This window comes from Paenibacillus sp. SSG-1, assembly GCF_002224835.1.
GTDB lineage: Bacteria > Bacillota > Bacilli > Paenibacillales > Paenibacillaceae > Paenibacillus_AQ > Paenibacillus_AQ favisporus.
This window is the reverse complement of sequence record NZ_MBRK01000001.1, coordinates 3,295,790-3,311,115: the sequence shown is the minus strand read 5'-3', so window position 1 is coordinate 3,311,115 and position 15,326 is coordinate 3,295,790. Positions and strand designations below refer to the sequence as shown.

General features: G+C 53.3%; 13 protein-coding genes. 10 read left to right on the top strand and 3 right to left on the bottom strand.

All coding sequences use genetic code 11. The annotated features are described in order from the left end of the window. Window positions 1-64: 64 nt before the first annotated feature. Both def and BCV73_RS15265 read right to left on the bottom strand, forming a co-directional pair. Window positions 65-580 (bottom strand): peptide deformylase, encoded by a 516-nt coding sequence (def, locus tag BCV73_RS15270; RefSeq protein ID WP_089547771.1) that lies wholly within the window; start codon window positions 578-580, stop codon window positions 65-67. 28 nt (window positions 581-608) lie between these two features. Continuing rightward, window positions 609-848, bottom strand: a complete 240-nt coding sequence (locus tag BCV73_RS15265; RefSeq protein ID WP_076171668.1) for a helix-turn-helix domain-containing protein — start codon at window positions 846-848, stop codon at window positions 609-611. A 333-nt stretch (window positions 849-1,181) separates the two neighbouring features. Between BCV73_RS15265 and BCV73_RS15260 the strand changes: the two genes are divergently transcribed. The 5 genes from BCV73_RS15260 (at window position 1,182) to BCV73_RS15240 (ending at window position 8,947) form a co-directional block, all read left to right on the top strand. Then, the gene (locus BCV73_RS15260) at window positions 1,182-2,876 is read left to right on the top strand and encodes a M3 family oligoendopeptidase (protein ID WP_089547770.1); all 1,695 of its coding nucleotides are present in this window, start codon (window positions 1,182-1,184) and stop codon (window positions 2,874-2,876) included. 319 nt (window positions 2,877-3,195) lie between these two features. Then, on the top strand, window positions 3,196-4,356 hold the full coding sequence (locus tag BCV73_RS15255) for a type III polyketide synthase (protein WP_089550265.1): 1,161 nt from the start codon (window positions 3,196-3,198) through the stop codon (window positions 4,354-4,356). Beyond that, window positions 4,343-5,077 carry a methyltransferase domain-containing protein gene (locus BCV73_RS15250; RefSeq protein WP_089547769.1) on the top strand — a complete coding sequence of 245 codons (735 nt, stop codon included), beginning with the start codon at window positions 4,343-4,345 and terminating at the stop codon, window positions 5,075-5,077. The genes BCV73_RS15255 and BCV73_RS15250 overlap by 14 nt, the downstream gene beginning before the upstream one ends. 503 nt (window positions 5,078-5,580) lie before the next feature. After that, window positions 5,581-6,723 carry an NAD(P)/FAD-dependent oxidoreductase gene (locus BCV73_RS15245; RefSeq protein ID WP_179232004.1) on the top strand — a complete coding sequence of 381 codons (1,143 nt, stop codon included), beginning with the start codon at window positions 5,581-5,583 and terminating at the stop codon, window positions 6,721-6,723. A 40-nt stretch (window positions 6,724-6,763) separates the two neighbouring features. After that, window positions 6,764-8,947, top strand: coding sequence for an MMPL family transporter (locus tag BCV73_RS15240; protein WP_084203946.1), 2,184 nt, complete (start codon window positions 6,764-6,766; stop codon window positions 8,945-8,947). Here the strand turns inward: BCV73_RS15240 and coaA are convergent. Further along, the gene (coaA, locus tag BCV73_RS15235) at window positions 8,933-9,853 is read right to left on the bottom strand and encodes a type I pantothenate kinase (RefSeq protein WP_076171678.1); all 921 of its coding nucleotides are present in this window, start codon (window positions 9,851-9,853) and stop codon (window positions 8,933-8,935) included. The two genes, BCV73_RS15240 and coaA, sit on opposite strands and share 15 nt — an antisense overlap. Before the next feature lie 284 nt (window positions 9,854-10,137). Here coaA and BCV73_RS15230 point away from each other — a divergent pair, with 284 nt between their 5' ends. The 5 genes from BCV73_RS15230 (at window position 10,138) to deoD (ending at window position 15,317) form a co-directional block, all read left to right on the top strand. Next, window positions 10,138-11,073: a sugar-binding transcriptional regulator gene (locus BCV73_RS15230; protein ID WP_076171822.1), complete on the top strand. Its 936-nt coding sequence runs from the start codon at window positions 10,138-10,140 to the stop codon at window positions 11,071-11,073. 240 nt (window positions 11,074-11,313) lie between these two features. Further along, the gene (gene deoC / locus BCV73_RS15225; protein ID WP_089547767.1) at window positions 11,314-11,982 is read left to right on the top strand and encodes a deoxyribose-phosphate aldolase; all 669 of its coding nucleotides are present in this window, start codon (window positions 11,314-11,316) and stop codon (window positions 11,980-11,982) included. Between the two features lie 170 nt (window positions 11,983-12,152). After that, window positions 12,153-13,331: a NupC/NupG family nucleoside CNT transporter gene (locus BCV73_RS15220; protein ID WP_089547766.1), complete on the top strand. Its 1,179-nt coding sequence runs from the start codon at window positions 12,153-12,155 to the stop codon at window positions 13,329-13,331. Between the two features lie 47 nt (window positions 13,332-13,378). Continuing rightward, window positions 13,379-14,560, top strand: coding sequence for a phosphopentomutase (deoB, locus tag BCV73_RS15215; RefSeq protein WP_089547765.1), 1,182 nt, complete (start codon window positions 13,379-13,381; stop codon window positions 14,558-14,560). A 49-nt stretch (window positions 14,561-14,609) separates the two neighbouring features. After that, window positions 14,610-15,317 (top strand): purine-nucleoside phosphorylase, encoded by a 708-nt coding sequence (gene deoD / locus BCV73_RS15210; RefSeq protein WP_076171689.1) that lies wholly within the window; start codon window positions 14,610-14,612, stop codon window positions 15,315-15,317. The last annotated feature ends 9 nt before the right edge of the window (window positions 15,318-15,326 follow it).

The following is a 15,326-nucleotide window of genomic DNA, read 5'->3' as shown; positions in this document are numbered from 1 at the left end:
TTATTTTTATGTGGGGACTTATAAAGAGACTTTATGGGATGTCAATAAGAGCATAGAAGTGCAGCTAAACGTTCTGAGTCAGCTTTAAGGCAGCCATCAAATCCGCTCTGCGTTCCGTCCGATTGACAAACAGCTCCCCGTTTTGGATATGATCAATGTACAAAATCCCGTCGAGATGGTCCATCTCATGCTGAATGCAGCGTGCCAAATAATCCTCTGCCTCCATTACAATCGTTTTACCCTCACGGGTTAACGTACGGATCTTCACGTATTTCGCCCGCTTCACGATACCGGTATACCCGGGGTAGGATAAGCAGGCTTCAGGTCCGGTTTGCTCCCCGGCTTGCTCGAGCATCACCGGATTGATCAGCTCAATGAGCCCGTCCCCGCAGTCCATGACGATCACCCTGCGGAGAATGCCGATCTGCGGTGCGGCCAGGCCGGCTCTGCCTTCTTCCGCGTACAGGGTATCCGCCATATCATCCAGCAGCTTGTGAATTCTCGGCGTTATTTCCGTAACGGGTTTGGCTTTTTTGCGGAGAATCGGATCTCCGAAGGGAAGAATTTCTTTTTCCGGCATGCTTGTTACCTCCAGTTTCAATCAACGTCTAGGCCCCTCTAACGTTCGATGGGGTATGATGCCATAAGTCGCTAGGAGTGCAGTCGAGAGCCGTGCACAGCGCATCCATCGTATCGGCCTTGATCTGCTTCGGATTGCCGTTCAGCAGGGCGCTGATCGAGGGGGGAGACAGCTCGTAGCCGGCTTTGTCTTTCAGTAAACGGGCCAGTGCGGCTCCCGTCCAAATTCCGCGTTCTGCCATCACTTGGCGCAGCATCCATATGAGCATCGCTTTCAAACCACCTTTGTATGTTCAGTATATGTATATTCAACCATTTAGGTGATGCCTAATATTTTTAGGTATGAACTAATATAACACAACCGATGGCAAAAGGGAAGAACAAGGATATAAGCATAAGGGCGGTTATTATTGGGCAATTATCGTAACCTTGCTATGGATTCCTCTGTAAAATATAGCCATTCCATGCAGGGAAGCTTGTAGAATTTTGACTAACGGTAAGTGCTTTCACGAACATTAAATTTTTTTTGACGTATCTGTTGTCTAAGCCTGATTCTCTAGTATAATGGTAACGAAAGCCAATCAAGAAGGGATGCGTGATGCATGAAGTTCAGCGAGTACGAATACAAGCGGCCAGACGTGAAAGAAATTGAACAACGGTTTAAACAACTGATCCAGCATTTCGAGCAGGCGGCTTCCTTTGAAGAGCAGGACAAGGCCATGTCCGATATCAACAAGCTGCGCAGCGAATTCGAAAGCATGGCAGAGATTGCCGTCATTCGCCATTCCATCGATACGAACGATGAATTTTACAAGGCCGAACAAGAATACATCGATGAAGCGAGTCCGGTCTATCAAGAATACATAACCGATTATTATAAAGCGCTGGTAGAGTCCAAATTCAGAAGTGAACTCGAAGCCAAGTGGGGAACGCAGCTGTTCAAGCTTGCCGAGCTGGCGCTTAAGGCCTTCCATCCGGATATCATCGAAGATATGCAGCTCAATAACAAGCTGGCCACCGAGTACAGCCAGCTGATTGCCTCTGCGAAGATTCCGTTCGAAGGCGAGGAGCGGACGCTATCCCAGCTGCTGCCGTTTGAGTTGTCGCCGGACCGCGACCTGCGCCGGAGAGCGTCGGAAGCGAGATATTCCTTCATGGCGGAGCATGAGCAGGATTTTGACCGGATCTACGATGAACTCGTGAAAACCCGGACGCGCATGGCTCAAAAGCTCGGTTATAAAAATTACGTTGAGCTTGCCTATATCCGCATGAACCGTACGGACTATGACGCCGACATGGTGGCCAACTTCCGGAAGCAAGTGCTGGAACACATCGTACCCGTAGCCCAGAAGCTGAAGGAACGCCAGCGCGAGCGGATCGGCGTCGATTCCCTTCGAATCTATGACGACAATTTCAGCTTCAAGACCGGGAACGCGACGCCAAAAGGGGATGCGGACTGGATTCTGGAGCAAGGGAAGAAGATGTACGCGGAGCTGTCTCCGGAAACCGACGAATTTTTCAAATTCATGGTAGACCGGGAGCTGATGGATCTCGTCAGCAAAAAGGGCAAGCAAAGCGGCGGATACTGCACGTTCATCAGCAAATACGAATCGCCGTTCATTTTCTCCAATTTCAACGGCACTTCCGGAGATATTGACGTTCTCACGCACGAGGCCGGCCACGCCTTCCAAGTCTATTCCAGCCGTCATTATCAGGTGCCGGAATACCTGTGGCCTACGTATGAATCGGCCGAAATCCATTCCATGAGCATGGAGTTCTTCACGTGGCCTTGGATGGATAACTTCTTTAAGGAAGACACGGAAAAATACCATTTTGATCATCTGTCCAGTGCGCTTCTCTTCATTCCGTACGGCGTATCCGTCGACGAATTCCAGCACTTCGTGTATGAGAATCCGGACGCGACGCCGGAGGAGCGCAAACGCGCTTGGCGTGAAATCGAGAAGAAGTATTTGCCGCACCGGCAGTACCCGGACAACGAATACCTGGAGCGGGGCGGCTTCTGGCACAAACAGGGGCATATCTTCCAGGCGCCGTTCTATTACATCGATTATACGCTGGCGCAAATTTGCGCGTTCCAGTTCTGGAAGAAGATGAACGAGGACCGCGAAGCGGCATGGGCGGATTACCTGAGACTGTGCCAGGCGGGAGGAAGCCGTTCCTTTACCGGGCTTGTAGAGCTTGCCGGACTGCAGTCGCCGTTTAAAGACGGCACCGTTGCTTCGGTGATCGGCGTCATTGAGAACTGGTTGAACAGTGTGGACGACAAAGCGCTGTAAAAGTACGTAATTGCGATTAAAAATGTAAAAAGCAGGCATGGGGGATTAGCCCTATGCCTGCTTTTTGTATATCCCGTAATTTTGGTGCACACGTTTTCCGCTGTCCGGAATCGGGTAAGCATCAGTAGCAGGAGGGTGGTTTTCCTTTTGAAGCCGGAGATTTCTGCACAAAGCGATCCATCCGGTTTATACCACCTAAAGCAGGCAAACAGGTATTTGTCCTCACGGAGCATATGCGTTATTACGGTGAATATACTTGTTCTAAGGCTTATGTGCGTAAATGGGACGTAAATGAATGAATGGAGGTGATCTTTTGACGATGGTCAGTGAACATGGTGCAGGCAGGGCATTGATTCAGGGCATCGGTACGGCGCTTCCGCCTCACCGCCTTTACCAGGATGACGTATTTGCCAAAATCGAAGCTTCGTTAAGGGAAGATCCCCACGCGCTAAGGTGGGCGAAAAGAATATTTAAGCAATGCGGAGTCCAGGTCAGGTACACCTGTGAGGAGGATTTCCTCAAACCTGCCGATCAGTGCACGTATCTGTCCACGGACAAGCAGCAGGCTGCCCCTTCGACCTCCAAGCGGATGGAGGTGTACCGGAGAGAATCGGTCCCTTTGGCGGAGAAAGCAGCGGAAGAAGCCATGCGTGATGCGGGGGTGGAGGCTTCCGGAATTACTCACATTCTGACGGTAAGCTGTACCGGTCAATTTCTTCCCGGATTAGACACCGTCTTGATTCACCGGCTTGGATTGTCTGCGCGGATTCAGCGGATCCCGCTTACCTTTCAAGGTTGCGCCGCCGGTTTGAGGGCGATTCAGTTAGCACAGCAAATCGTGTCTGCCAGCCCGGCAGCGGTGGTACTCATCGTTTGCGTCGAACTGTGCACCATTCATTTGCAGCCTTCGGGATCCCGTGAAGCCTTGTTCGGTGCTTCGTTTTTTGGGGACGGGGCTTCGGCATGCATCGTCAGGTCCGGTGAAGCCGACCAACAGGGAGGGTTCCAACTCGACGGAGGACACTCTGTGCTCCTTCCGGACTCCGCAGACGAAATGATTTGGGAGGTCGGGGACACCGGTTTTGATTTATACCTCTCCCCCAATATCCCCAAGCTGCTCAGAACGTTCCTGCGGGATGAAGTGGACCGGCTGCTGGACGGAGGAGCACTTCCGCCGTTATGGGCGATTCATCCGGGAGGACGGGGCATCGTAGATGCCGTCCAGGATTTATTCGGGCTGGAGGACAGCCAGACCGAATTCAGCCGGAACGTGCTGCGGGACTTCGGGAATTTATCCTCGGCGACGCTGCTGTTCGTTCTAAAAGGGATGAGAGAGCGTTTGAGGGAACAAAGCGAGGGTGAACGGTCCGGAGTAACCCTGGCGTTTGGCCCGGGCCTGACTGCAGAACTTCTTCGATTTACGTATGTTCCTTCATTCGTTACGAAACAGGAGTCAAGTTATGAGTATGCCGGCCTTTAAGCGGTTAAACCGGCGGGCCGTGGAAGAGGAATACATGGACGACTTCAGCACGGGCGGTGACGAGCTGCTGGAAGCGCTGCGCCATTTGCGACGACTGAACCGGATCTTTGGTGCTTCGTCTCCATCCTTATATGGGTTCAAGCAATTGTGGCGTCAATCCGGCCGGCCGGACAGGGTATCGGTGCTGGATATTGGCGCCGGCTCGGGAGATGTGAACCGCCGCATTCTGCGCTGGGCTGCCCGAAACGGGGTCGATGTCCGGATTACATTAGTGGACATTACGGAAGAAGCCTGCGAGGAGGCCAGAAACCTGTACCAAGGGGTACGGAATATTACGGTCAGACGCTGCGATTTGTTTGACCTTCCGGAAGGTAGCGCCGATATCGTCATGTCATCGCAGTTCCTTCACCACTTTGACGACGTCCGGCTTCCCGAAGTGGTGGGGCAGATGCTGAAGGCATCCCGTCTGGGCGTCGTGATCAGCGATATTCACCGGCACTGGATTTCGTGGTCCGCCGTTTGGGTCGTGGCGCACCTGGTTTCAGGCAACCGTTATATACGGCATGACGGGCCTTTGTCGGTTGCGAAGGGTTTCAAGTCCTCCGATTGGATCAGGCTGAGACAGCGGCTGCAGGAGCGGGATGGGCAAGCGGACCTGCTGTACAGCTGGAAGCCGTTATTCCGTTATGTGGCCGTTGTTCATAAAACGGGAAAAGTATAAGTACGTGTTAAAAAAGGTCGGTTTTCAGCACCGAAGTTTACGCTTTCGATGTGTGTTTTTTCAAAACACTTGAATTGGATGAAGCTAGGGACTGAGGAGCAGAGCTACACGTTTTCGTAGAAAACGACTTCGTAAGCATCTGCCTGTAGTGGGTACGTGAGCACCGGAAGGCCCGGCTGAATTCAAGATTCGATGCCGAATCAGCTTCCCGATTTACTTCGTGTTAGATATAGAATTTATTCGTTATCAGCAGAGCTGATGAAATTCTATATCGCAAGAAAACCTACATTTTAATCGCGGTCACTCATCCTTGATTGGCCTCGATTGGTTTTCTTATAATATCAGAAAATATAAACATTCAGAGCCTTTGCTTCCTGATATTGCAAGAAAAGTTACCTTTAAACGCGGTCTGTCTTCTTTGAAGGTACGTCGATAGACGGTTTTCTTATCAAAAGCGGACTTTTTGAACAACCTCTATAAAACAGCGAAAGGAGATGATTCCCATGCAGGATGCGGTCATCATCGGAGCTGGCCTAGCCGGCTGCAGTTTAGCTATCCGGCTGTCCGCCCAAGGGTGGAAGACCGTGCTCATAGACCGTCAGTATTTTCCCCGTCATAAGCCATGCGGGGAATTTCTGTCTCCGGAGGCGAGGGAGACGCTGGCCAGCCTTGGTGTAGCGGAGGCTGTCGAGCGAATGGAGCCGAATCCGATTGACCGGGCCCGCCTAGTGCTGAGGCATGGACAGGTGCTGGAAGCAGCGCTCCCCGGTACAGGCTGGGGCATCAGCCGGTATACGCTGGATGCCGGCCTGCACCGGGCTGCACGGGAGGCAGGCGTGGAAATACGGGACGCGACGACGGTCACAAGCATTCATGCCCGTGAGGATGGAGGCGGATATATCGTCGGGACCCGGACCGGTGGACTCAGCGATACGCTGGAGGCAAGGACAGTGATTGCCGCCTGGGGCTGTCACCGCCGGCCGGATTTGATCGATTATGAAGAAGTGGGGCAGGACGGACATGCCTACATCGGAATTAAAACGCATATGACCGGGCTCGCAGGGACGGAAGCCGTGGAACTATATTTGGTTCCCGGGGGCTACATCGGGATCGCCCCTGTGGAAGCGGGCACCTATAATGTAGCCGCGCTTCTGCGGCGGGACCGGTTGAAAGGCGCGGGAGTGAAGATGAAGGAGCTGCTGGAATTTGCAGCAAGCGGCAATCCCCTGCTTGCCCGCCGATTGTCGGAAGGAACGCCGACGGACGGGACGATGATCTCGACCGCGCCGGTATATTTGTCCCGCCGGCCCCAGCCCTGGCGGATGATTCCGCATGCCGGAGATGCCTGCGCCATGATTCCGCCGCTCTTCGGAGACGGGATGAGCGCCGCCCTGCGCTCCGGCATTCTGTGCGCCTCGTTTGCCGACCGCTATTTGCGGGGCGAGCTAAGCATGCAGGACTGGGAGCGGCTGTATACCGAGGCTGTACACCGTGAATTCAGCGGTATTTTGCGAAAAGGGCGCTACTTGCAGGCGATCAGCGGCCGGCCCTCTGCCGGAAGGATTCTGTCAGGCTTTGCCCGGCTGTTCCCGCCGGTCGCCGATTCATTGGTCAAAGCGACACGGCTGAAGAACACGATGTCTTAGTTAGACTGCAGACCGCATGCCGACAGGAGGAGGGAATCGGGTGATTTACCGTTTCATAACCGGACTTGCTCTCCGCTATCCTGCGTGGGTGCTGGCGTGCTGGACTGCGCTGCTCGTCCTGTGCGGTTCGGCAGCGATATCACTGCCTTCCATCCTGAAGGATCACGGGCTGCGTACGGAGGGAACTTCCGCACAGGTCGAGCGGATCCTGTCGGAAGATTACCAACTCCCCAGTGAACCGGCCGTTGTCGTCTTCGAACGGGAGCCCGGAGTCTCCCGCGCTTCGTTTGAATCGGGAATCCAGGCGGTATTGGAACATCTCCGTCGGGTGGACGGCAGCCTGACCGTTATTTCACCGCTGGAGCATGAGGGGATGATGGACAACCAGGCCGCCTATGCCCTGTTGGGGTTGAACACCCAGCATCAGACCGCCGGGAAGGGGCTTGACGCCATTCGCTCAGCATTGCCCGAGCCGCCTGGTGTGAAGATCACGCTGACCGGCAAGCCTGTCGTGCAGGACGATGTCAACCGGGCGAGCATGCATGACTTGAAGAGGGCGGAGATGATCGGTCTGCCGCTGGCCTTTCTGATCTTGTTCTACGCGTTCGGCGGCTGGATCTATGCCCTCATCCCGATCGCAGCAGGGTGCACGGCCGTAGGCGTTTCGATGGGGATTCTTTATTGGCTTGGGAGCGGCCTGCAGCTGGAGCTGTCCAACTTCGTGCTGAACGTCATACCCATGGTCGGCCTGGCGCTCGGCATCGATTTTGGACTGATTCTTGTCAGCCGCTTCCGTGAGGAATGGAGGGCATCCAGCGGCCGCGTGGAGCAGGCACTGTCGGTCACCATTAGGCAGGCTGGCAGGGCTGTGCTCTATTCGGCCGCCTGCGTGATCCTGGGGCTCATCGCCATAACATTCATCCGGATGCCGATGTTCCGATCGGTCGCCATCGGGGCGATGGTCGTCGTTTTTGTATCGGCCTTGGTGAACTTAACGCTTGTCCCTGCCTTTTTGACCTTATGGTCACCGGTAATCCCGATTCGGCGGGGTTCCGCAGCGGCAGCAGCCACCTTCAAGCCCGGACTGATGCAGCGATGGACCGGCTACGTCATGCAGAGGCCTGTCCGGATGACGCTGGTGTCCGCAGCGCTTCTGCTGACAAGCATCCTGCCGATACGCTACTTGCAGACCTCCGTTCCAGATGCCGCCTCTCTGCCGTCAAGCTATGCTTCACGGCTTGGTGCCGAACTGGTGGATTTCCGTTTCAACGCCCCCTTTACCTCGGAGATCCCGATGGTGGTGCTGGGACGCGGAGATGTCTTGTCGGCAGTGGAATGGAGCGCAGCTTACGAGCTGTGGCAAAGGTTGAAGACGGACCGGGATGTGCTCCGGGTTGACTCCATCTTTTCCAATATCCCCAAGTTCAATGATCAGCCGGGGGTCTTGTTAAGCCCCAGAATGCTGCAGCAGCTGCCACAGAATACGAGTCAACCGTTCGTTCGTGAGGGCAGCCTGTTGATGTCAGTAACGCTTCGGCCAGGCATGGATGATAAGCAAACCGAGGCATGGCTGCAGAAGTGGGAAATTCAGGGACAGAATGAGAGGGGTATTCGGATACTGATTGGGGGAGAAGCCAAGTACCGGCTGGAAGTAAGCGAAGAGATCAAAGCCAGGCTTCCTTCGGTGCTTTTTTGGATGGCTATAACCAATTTTGTGGTGCTGTTCGCAGGTTTTCGTTCGATTATCATACCGGTCAAAGCACTGCTAATGAACCTGCTCAGCCTTACAGCGTCGTTCGGGGTGTTGGTGTACTTTTTTCAAGATGGAATGCTGGGGGGCGGATCAGGCAGCATCGCTGTCATGATCCCGGTATTTATCTTCGGATTGGTGTTCGGGGTTAGTATGGATTACGGCGTTTTCCTGCTGTCCCGAATGACCGAGGTGTATCATCGCACAGGAAATGCGGAAAAAGCGATAGCTGCGGGACTCTCTTCCACGGGAAAAGTGATCACCTCAGCGGCAGCCATCATGATCGCCGTCACTTTGCCGTTTACCGCAGGGGACGTGGAGGGAGTCAGGCAGCTTGGGTTCGGTATCGCTGCGGCGATCCTGATCGATGCGACCCTGATCCGCTTTATGCTCGTTCCAGCGTTAATGAAGCTGATGGGGCATGTCAATTGGTGGCTGCCGCATCAGCTTCGCCGCTGGTTATTTACGGAGTAACACCTGCTGGATCTGATGATCCGGCCCTTTTTTTAAGATGAGCTTGGCACGCGCCTTCGTAGGCAGAATGTTCTCCATTAAATTTTTCAGATTGATCGTTCTCCAGATTTCCGACGCGTTCTGCACGGCTTCCTCTTCGGAGAGACTGGCAAATTTGTGAAAGTAGGACCTTGGATCTTGAAAGGCGGTATCGCGCAGCAGTTGGTAACGCTCGATATACCAGCTGCGGATATCCTGCTCCTCGGCGTCGATGTAGATCGAGAAATCAAAGAAGTCGCTGATAAAGACCGGCGCCTCTGTATTGACCTGAAGGACGTTAATCCCTTCCAGTATGAGGATATCCGGCTGGTCAATCAGCTGCTCCTCGTCCGCCAGAATATCATAGGCCAGGTGCGAATAGACCGGGGCCTTCAGTGCAGGCTGTCCGGATTTGACGCTGCTGATAAACTGCATCAGCTTTTTGATGTCGTAGCTCTCCGGAAATCCCTTTTTGTTCATGATGCCTTTTTCCTCAAGAACGCGGTTCGGGTACAGAAAGCCGTCCGTCGTGACCAGATCCACGCGCGGATGCTCCTGCCATCTGGACAGCAGCGTTTGCAGCAGGCGTGCGGTCGTGCTTTTGCCTACGGCTACGCTGCCGGCGATTCCGATGATATAAGGCGATTTGGGCGCTCGGATGCCGGTGAAGGTGTTCATCTTTTCTTGAAGCTGCTGGAAAGCACTTACATACAAATGAATGAGGCGGGTCAGCGGAAGATAAATGTCGCGCACTTCCCGCAGCGAAATTTTCTCGTTCAAGCCTTTGAGGCGTTCAAATTCCTCTTCCGTCAGCGGAAGCTTCGAGTCCTCTTGTGCCGCCTTCCAGTCCTTCCGGTCAAATGTATAATAAGGGGAGTATGTGTTCATGGTACACTCGCTTTCTAAACAAAGTAGGGCCATGCCAAACCAGCTCCTGTCGTTTCAAGAGTATGTAAACGGGAAGTGAATCCCAAAATAAACTGTGACATTGCGCGTTACTAATGCGAACTGAATTATAGCATGTTAAGCGGCTTAAATAAACCTTAGGGTTAAAAATGGATACCAGAAAAACCGTTCAATCGACAAAAGGGTTTGGGCTTTCGGGAACAAGAGGTATAATAGGATCAGTGCAAGCCAAATCATGCGAGAGCGGGACAAGTGAGCTGAGGACGATGGACATTGAAAGACAAAGATTAGCAATCGAGGCAGCCAGACTGTATTACCAGTCCGATTACAGCCAGCAGGATATCGCCGAGCGGCTTGGCGTTTCCAGGCCGACGGTATCGAGATTGCTTCAGCATGCCAAGGAACAAGGATACGTGCGGATCGAAATTGTCGACCCTGGCGAAGATTTAAACGTACTGGGCCGGAAGCTGAAGCGCAAATACGGCTTGGATACGGTACAGGTCTGTTATTCCCCGTTAAATCAGTACGAGGAAATCAAGAAGCATATCAGTAAAAAGGCAGCCGAATTCCTCCACGAGATCGTCCAGGACAAGGATATTATCGGGGTCACTTGGGGGACCACCATGCATGCTGTCGCGCTTCAGCTTGCGCCCAAGCAGGTAAAAGGCGTCGAAGTCGTGCAGCTGAAGGGCGGTGTCAGCCATTCCCACGTCAACACCTATGCGGCAGAGACGGTGAATCTGTTTGCGGAGGCGTTCCAGACGGTAGCGAGATACCTGCCGCTGCCGGTCATCTTCGACAACATCGAGCTGAAGCGGATCGTGGAGGAAGACCGGCATATCAGCCGGATCATCGAGCTTGGCAAACAGGCGAACATTGCCGTGTTCACGGTCGGTACGGTGAAGGAAGACGCGCTGCTTTTCCGGCTGGGGTATTTTAACGAGCAGGAGCAGGAGCTGCTGAAGAAGTCAGGCGCCGGAGACATCTGTTCACGTTTTTTTGATGAGACGGGCCAGATCTGCAGCGAAGAAATCAATAACCGTACAGTCGGAATCGACCTTCACGAGCTTCAAAAGAAGGAAAAGTCCATTCTGGTAGCCGGTGGAGAACGCAAGGTGGAGGCCATTCAAGCGGCCCTCGCGGGCAATTACGCGAACATTTTGATCACGGATCAGTTTACAGCGCAGGCTCTGATCTCTTAGAAAATCATTCATTTCATATCGATTGCTTTTTTTGAATTCCGTCCGGATTACATAGGGCGGATTTTTTTTGTGCACATTACGGGAGTGGGCAGAACGATTTGTGAACATAATTTCACGATCTATTTACATATGTTCAGGCCGGTGTTATGATAGTCGTGCAGCTTGAAAGAAAAGCTTTTCAATTCCAGGGAATTGGATAAATAAAAGAATAACCCATCATGAATCAAGGAGTGGATCAGAATGAAAAATTTGGCGGGAATGATCGATCATACCCTGCTTAAGGCAGATGCCACCCGGGCCGAGATCAGTAAGCTGATTGACGAGGCGAAGAAGTATGAATTCGCATCGGTGTGCGTAAATCCGACCTGGGTCAAATTCGCTGCAGAACAGCTGAAGGATTCCAAAGTGAAGGTTTGTACGGTCATCGGTTTTCCTCTGGGAGCCACGACTTCGGCCGTCAAAGCATTTGAAGCGAAGGACGCGATCGCTGGCGGCGCCACGGAAGTCGACATGGTTATCAATATCGGCGCGCTGAAGGACGGCGAGGACGATCTCGTGGAAGCCGACATCAAAGCGGTGGTAGATGCCGCTGCCGGCAAGGCTCTGGTCAAAGTCATTATTGAAACCTGCCTGCTGACGGACGAAGAGAAGGAACGCGCAAGCCGCTTGGCGGTTAAGGCGGGAGCCGATTTCGTAAAAACTTCGACGGGCTTCTCCACGGGCGGTGCTACGCCGGAAGACGTTCGCTTGATGCGCCAAACGGTAGGCCCGAACATCGGCGTCAAAGCATCCGGCGGCGTACGCAACCTCGAGGACATGAACAAAATGATCGAAGCGGGCGCAAGCCGTATCGGTGCCAGCTCCGGCGTCAAGATTATGGAGGGCGGCCAATCCTCGGCTTCCTATTAATAAGGAAGAGAAGAATCTCGCGCTGAAGCAAAAGTGTGAATGAAATGAACGGAAGCGGTTCACATCGGAATATGGCAAACCGGGCGGGAAGCTTCCGTTTCTATTAATACCAAGCCTGTAAGCGCTTAATAGATTTGGTTTCATAAAAAATTTCAACTGGGGAGACAGCTATGAAATATTTGATTGCGGTACTAGGGTTACTTGTTGTTTTCGCCCTGTCTTTTGTGGCCAGCAACGACAAGCGGAAGATCCGCTACCGCCCGCTGGTGATCATGATCATTCTCCAGATTATTCTGGGGTACATTCTGCTCAACACCGTCCTCGGCACCGTGCTGATCAAAGGCTTTTCCGGTATTTTTGAAAAGCTGCTGGTCTATGCCGGAGAAGGGGTCAACTTCGTGTTCGGCGGTATCGCCAACGAAGGACAGGCGCCGTTCTTCCTCGGCGTGCTGCTGCCGATCATTTTCATATCGGCACTGATCGGCATCCTGCAGTATTTTCGCATCCTGCCGTTTATTATCCGGTACATCGGCCTCGTGCTGAGCAAAGTGAACGGGATGGGCAAGCTGGAATCGTATAACGCGGTCGCTTCCGCGATCCTGGGCCAATCCGAAGTGTTCATTTCCGTGAAAAAGCAGATCGGCCTGCTGCCGAAGCACCGGCTGTACACGCTCTGCGCCTCGGCCATGTCCACCGTTTCGATGTCGATCGTAGGCGCCTATATGACGATGATCGATCCGAAATACGTGGTCACCGCGCTGGTGCTGAACCTGTTCGGCGGGTTTATTATCGCTTCGATTTTGAACCCATATAAGGTGACTAAGGAAGAAGATGAACTTGTCGTTCAGGATGAAGAGAAGCAGTCCTTCTTCGAGATGCTGGGCGAATACATTATGGACGGTTTCAAAGTCGCCATTACGGTTGCTGCAATGCTGATCGGCTTCGTCGCCTTGATCGCCCTGATCAATGGCATATTTGACGGCATCTTCGGCATTTCGTTCCAGGAACTGCTGGGCTACATCTTTGCACCGTTTGCCTTTGTTATGGGCGTTCCATGGAAGGAAGCGGTGGAAGCGGGAAGCATAATGGCCACCAAAATGGTGTCCAACGAGTTTGTTGCCATGCTGGAACTCGGCAAGCATACCGCATTGTCCGCACGTACGACAGGCATCGTATCCGTGTTCCTCGTTTCCTTTGCGAACTTCTCATCCATCGGCATTATCGCTGGTGCGGTCAAAGGCCTGCATGAGAAGCAGGGTAACGTCGTCGCGCGTTTCGGCTTGAAGCTGCTGTACGGGGCGACGCTGGTCAGCGTCTTGTCCGCGATCATCGCCGGACTGTTTCTATAAAAGACTTGCGTCATGTATACTCAAGGATGAAGGAGTGATAGAAACTTATGCCAAACTTTAAACGTATCCACCTGATTGTTATGGACTCCGTGGGGATCGGCGAAGCGCCGGATGCCGCCCAGTTCGACGATTTTGACGTCGATACCTTCGGGCATATCGCCCGTGAGCGCGGCGGCTTGAACATGCCGAATATGGGCAAGCTCGGCCTGTCCAATATCCGCGAAATCGAAGGGATTGCCAAAGCGGACAAGCCGCTGGCGTATTATACAAAAATGCAGGAAAAATCCGCAGGGAAAGACACGATGACCGGCCACTGGGAGATCATGGGGCTGTACATCGATACGCCGTTCCGGGTGTTCCCCGATGGCTTTCCGGACGAGTTGATTCAGCGTATCGAAGAGAAGACAGGCCGCAAAGTCATCGGCAACAAGCCGGCGAGCGGCACTGAAATTATCGACGAGCTCGGGGAAGAACATATGAAGACGGGAGCGCTCATCATCTATACCTCGGCGGATTCCGTGCTTCAAATCGCGGCTCACGAAGAGATCGTGCCGTTGAAAGAACTCTATGAAATTTGCGAATTCTGCCGGGAAATTACGCTGGACGATCCGTACATGCTGGGCCGGATTATTGCCCGTCCGTTCGTGGGCCAGCCCGGATCCTTCAAGCGTACCGCCAACCGTCATGACTATGCGTTGAAGCCGTTTGATCGCACCGTGATGAACGAGCTGAAGGATGCGAATTTCGACGTGATCGCGATCGGCAAAATATCCGACATTTATGACGGGGAAGGCGTGACCAAGGCGATCCGCACCACATCTAACATGGACGGCATGGACAAGATCATCGGTGTTATGGATGATGACTTTACAGGACTCAGCTTCCTGAACCTGGTGGACTTTGATGCGCTGTACGGCCACCGCCGCGATCCGCAAGGATACGGGCAAGCCTTGGAAGAGTACGATGCGCGTCTGCCGGAAATGTTTGCCAAGATGTCGGATGACGACCTTCTGATCATCACAGCGGACCACGGCAACGATCCGACATACCGCGGCACCGATCATACGCGTGAATACGTCCCCCTGCTGGTATACTCGCCGCGCTTCGCCAATGGTGGCAGTGAGCTTGCGCTGCGGAAGACGTTTGCCGATATCGGTGCAACTGTAGCCGAGAACTTTGGCGTCACGATGCCGAAATACGGCACCAGCTTTCTGGGAGACCTGAAGTAGCACGATTTTACAATATACATGAATCCATGACCTATGGGGAGGAAAAGAAATGAGCACTCATATTGGAGCCAAGGCAGGAGAAATCGCAGAAACGATCCTTTTACCGGGGGATCCGCTGCGGGCCAAATTCATCGCGGAAACGTATTTGCAGGATGTGCAATGCTACAACGAAGTGAGAGGCATGCTCGGTTTTACAGGCACGTACAAGGGGCAGCGTATTTCTGTGCAGGGAACCGGGATGGGGATTCCGTCGATCAGCATATACGTCAATGAACTGATCCGCGAGTACGGTGTTAAAAATTTGATGCGCGTCGGCACATGCGGCAGCATGCAGGAGCATGTTCATGTGCGTGACGTCATCCTTGCGCAGGCTTCCTGCACCGATTCCGGCGCTAACCGCCACCAATTCGGAGGATACGATTTTTCGCCGATCGCAAGCTTTAACCTGCTGAAATCCGCGTACGATAAAGGGATTGAAAAAGGCTTGAAGCTGCATGTGGGCAACGTATTCAGCTCCGACATCTTCTACCGTGACGATAAATCCATCGTTGAGAAGCTGATGGAGCACGGCGTTCTGGCCGTTGAGATGGAAACGACAGCCCTGTACACGCTGGCAGCCAAGTTTGGCGTCAATGCATTGACCCTGCTGACCGTTAGCGACCACCTTCTGACCGGTGAAGAAACGAGTGCCGAGGAGCGCCAAACGACGTTTAACGACATGATGGAAGTGGCTTTGGAAACGGCGATCGGACTGTAAAGGCAGCAT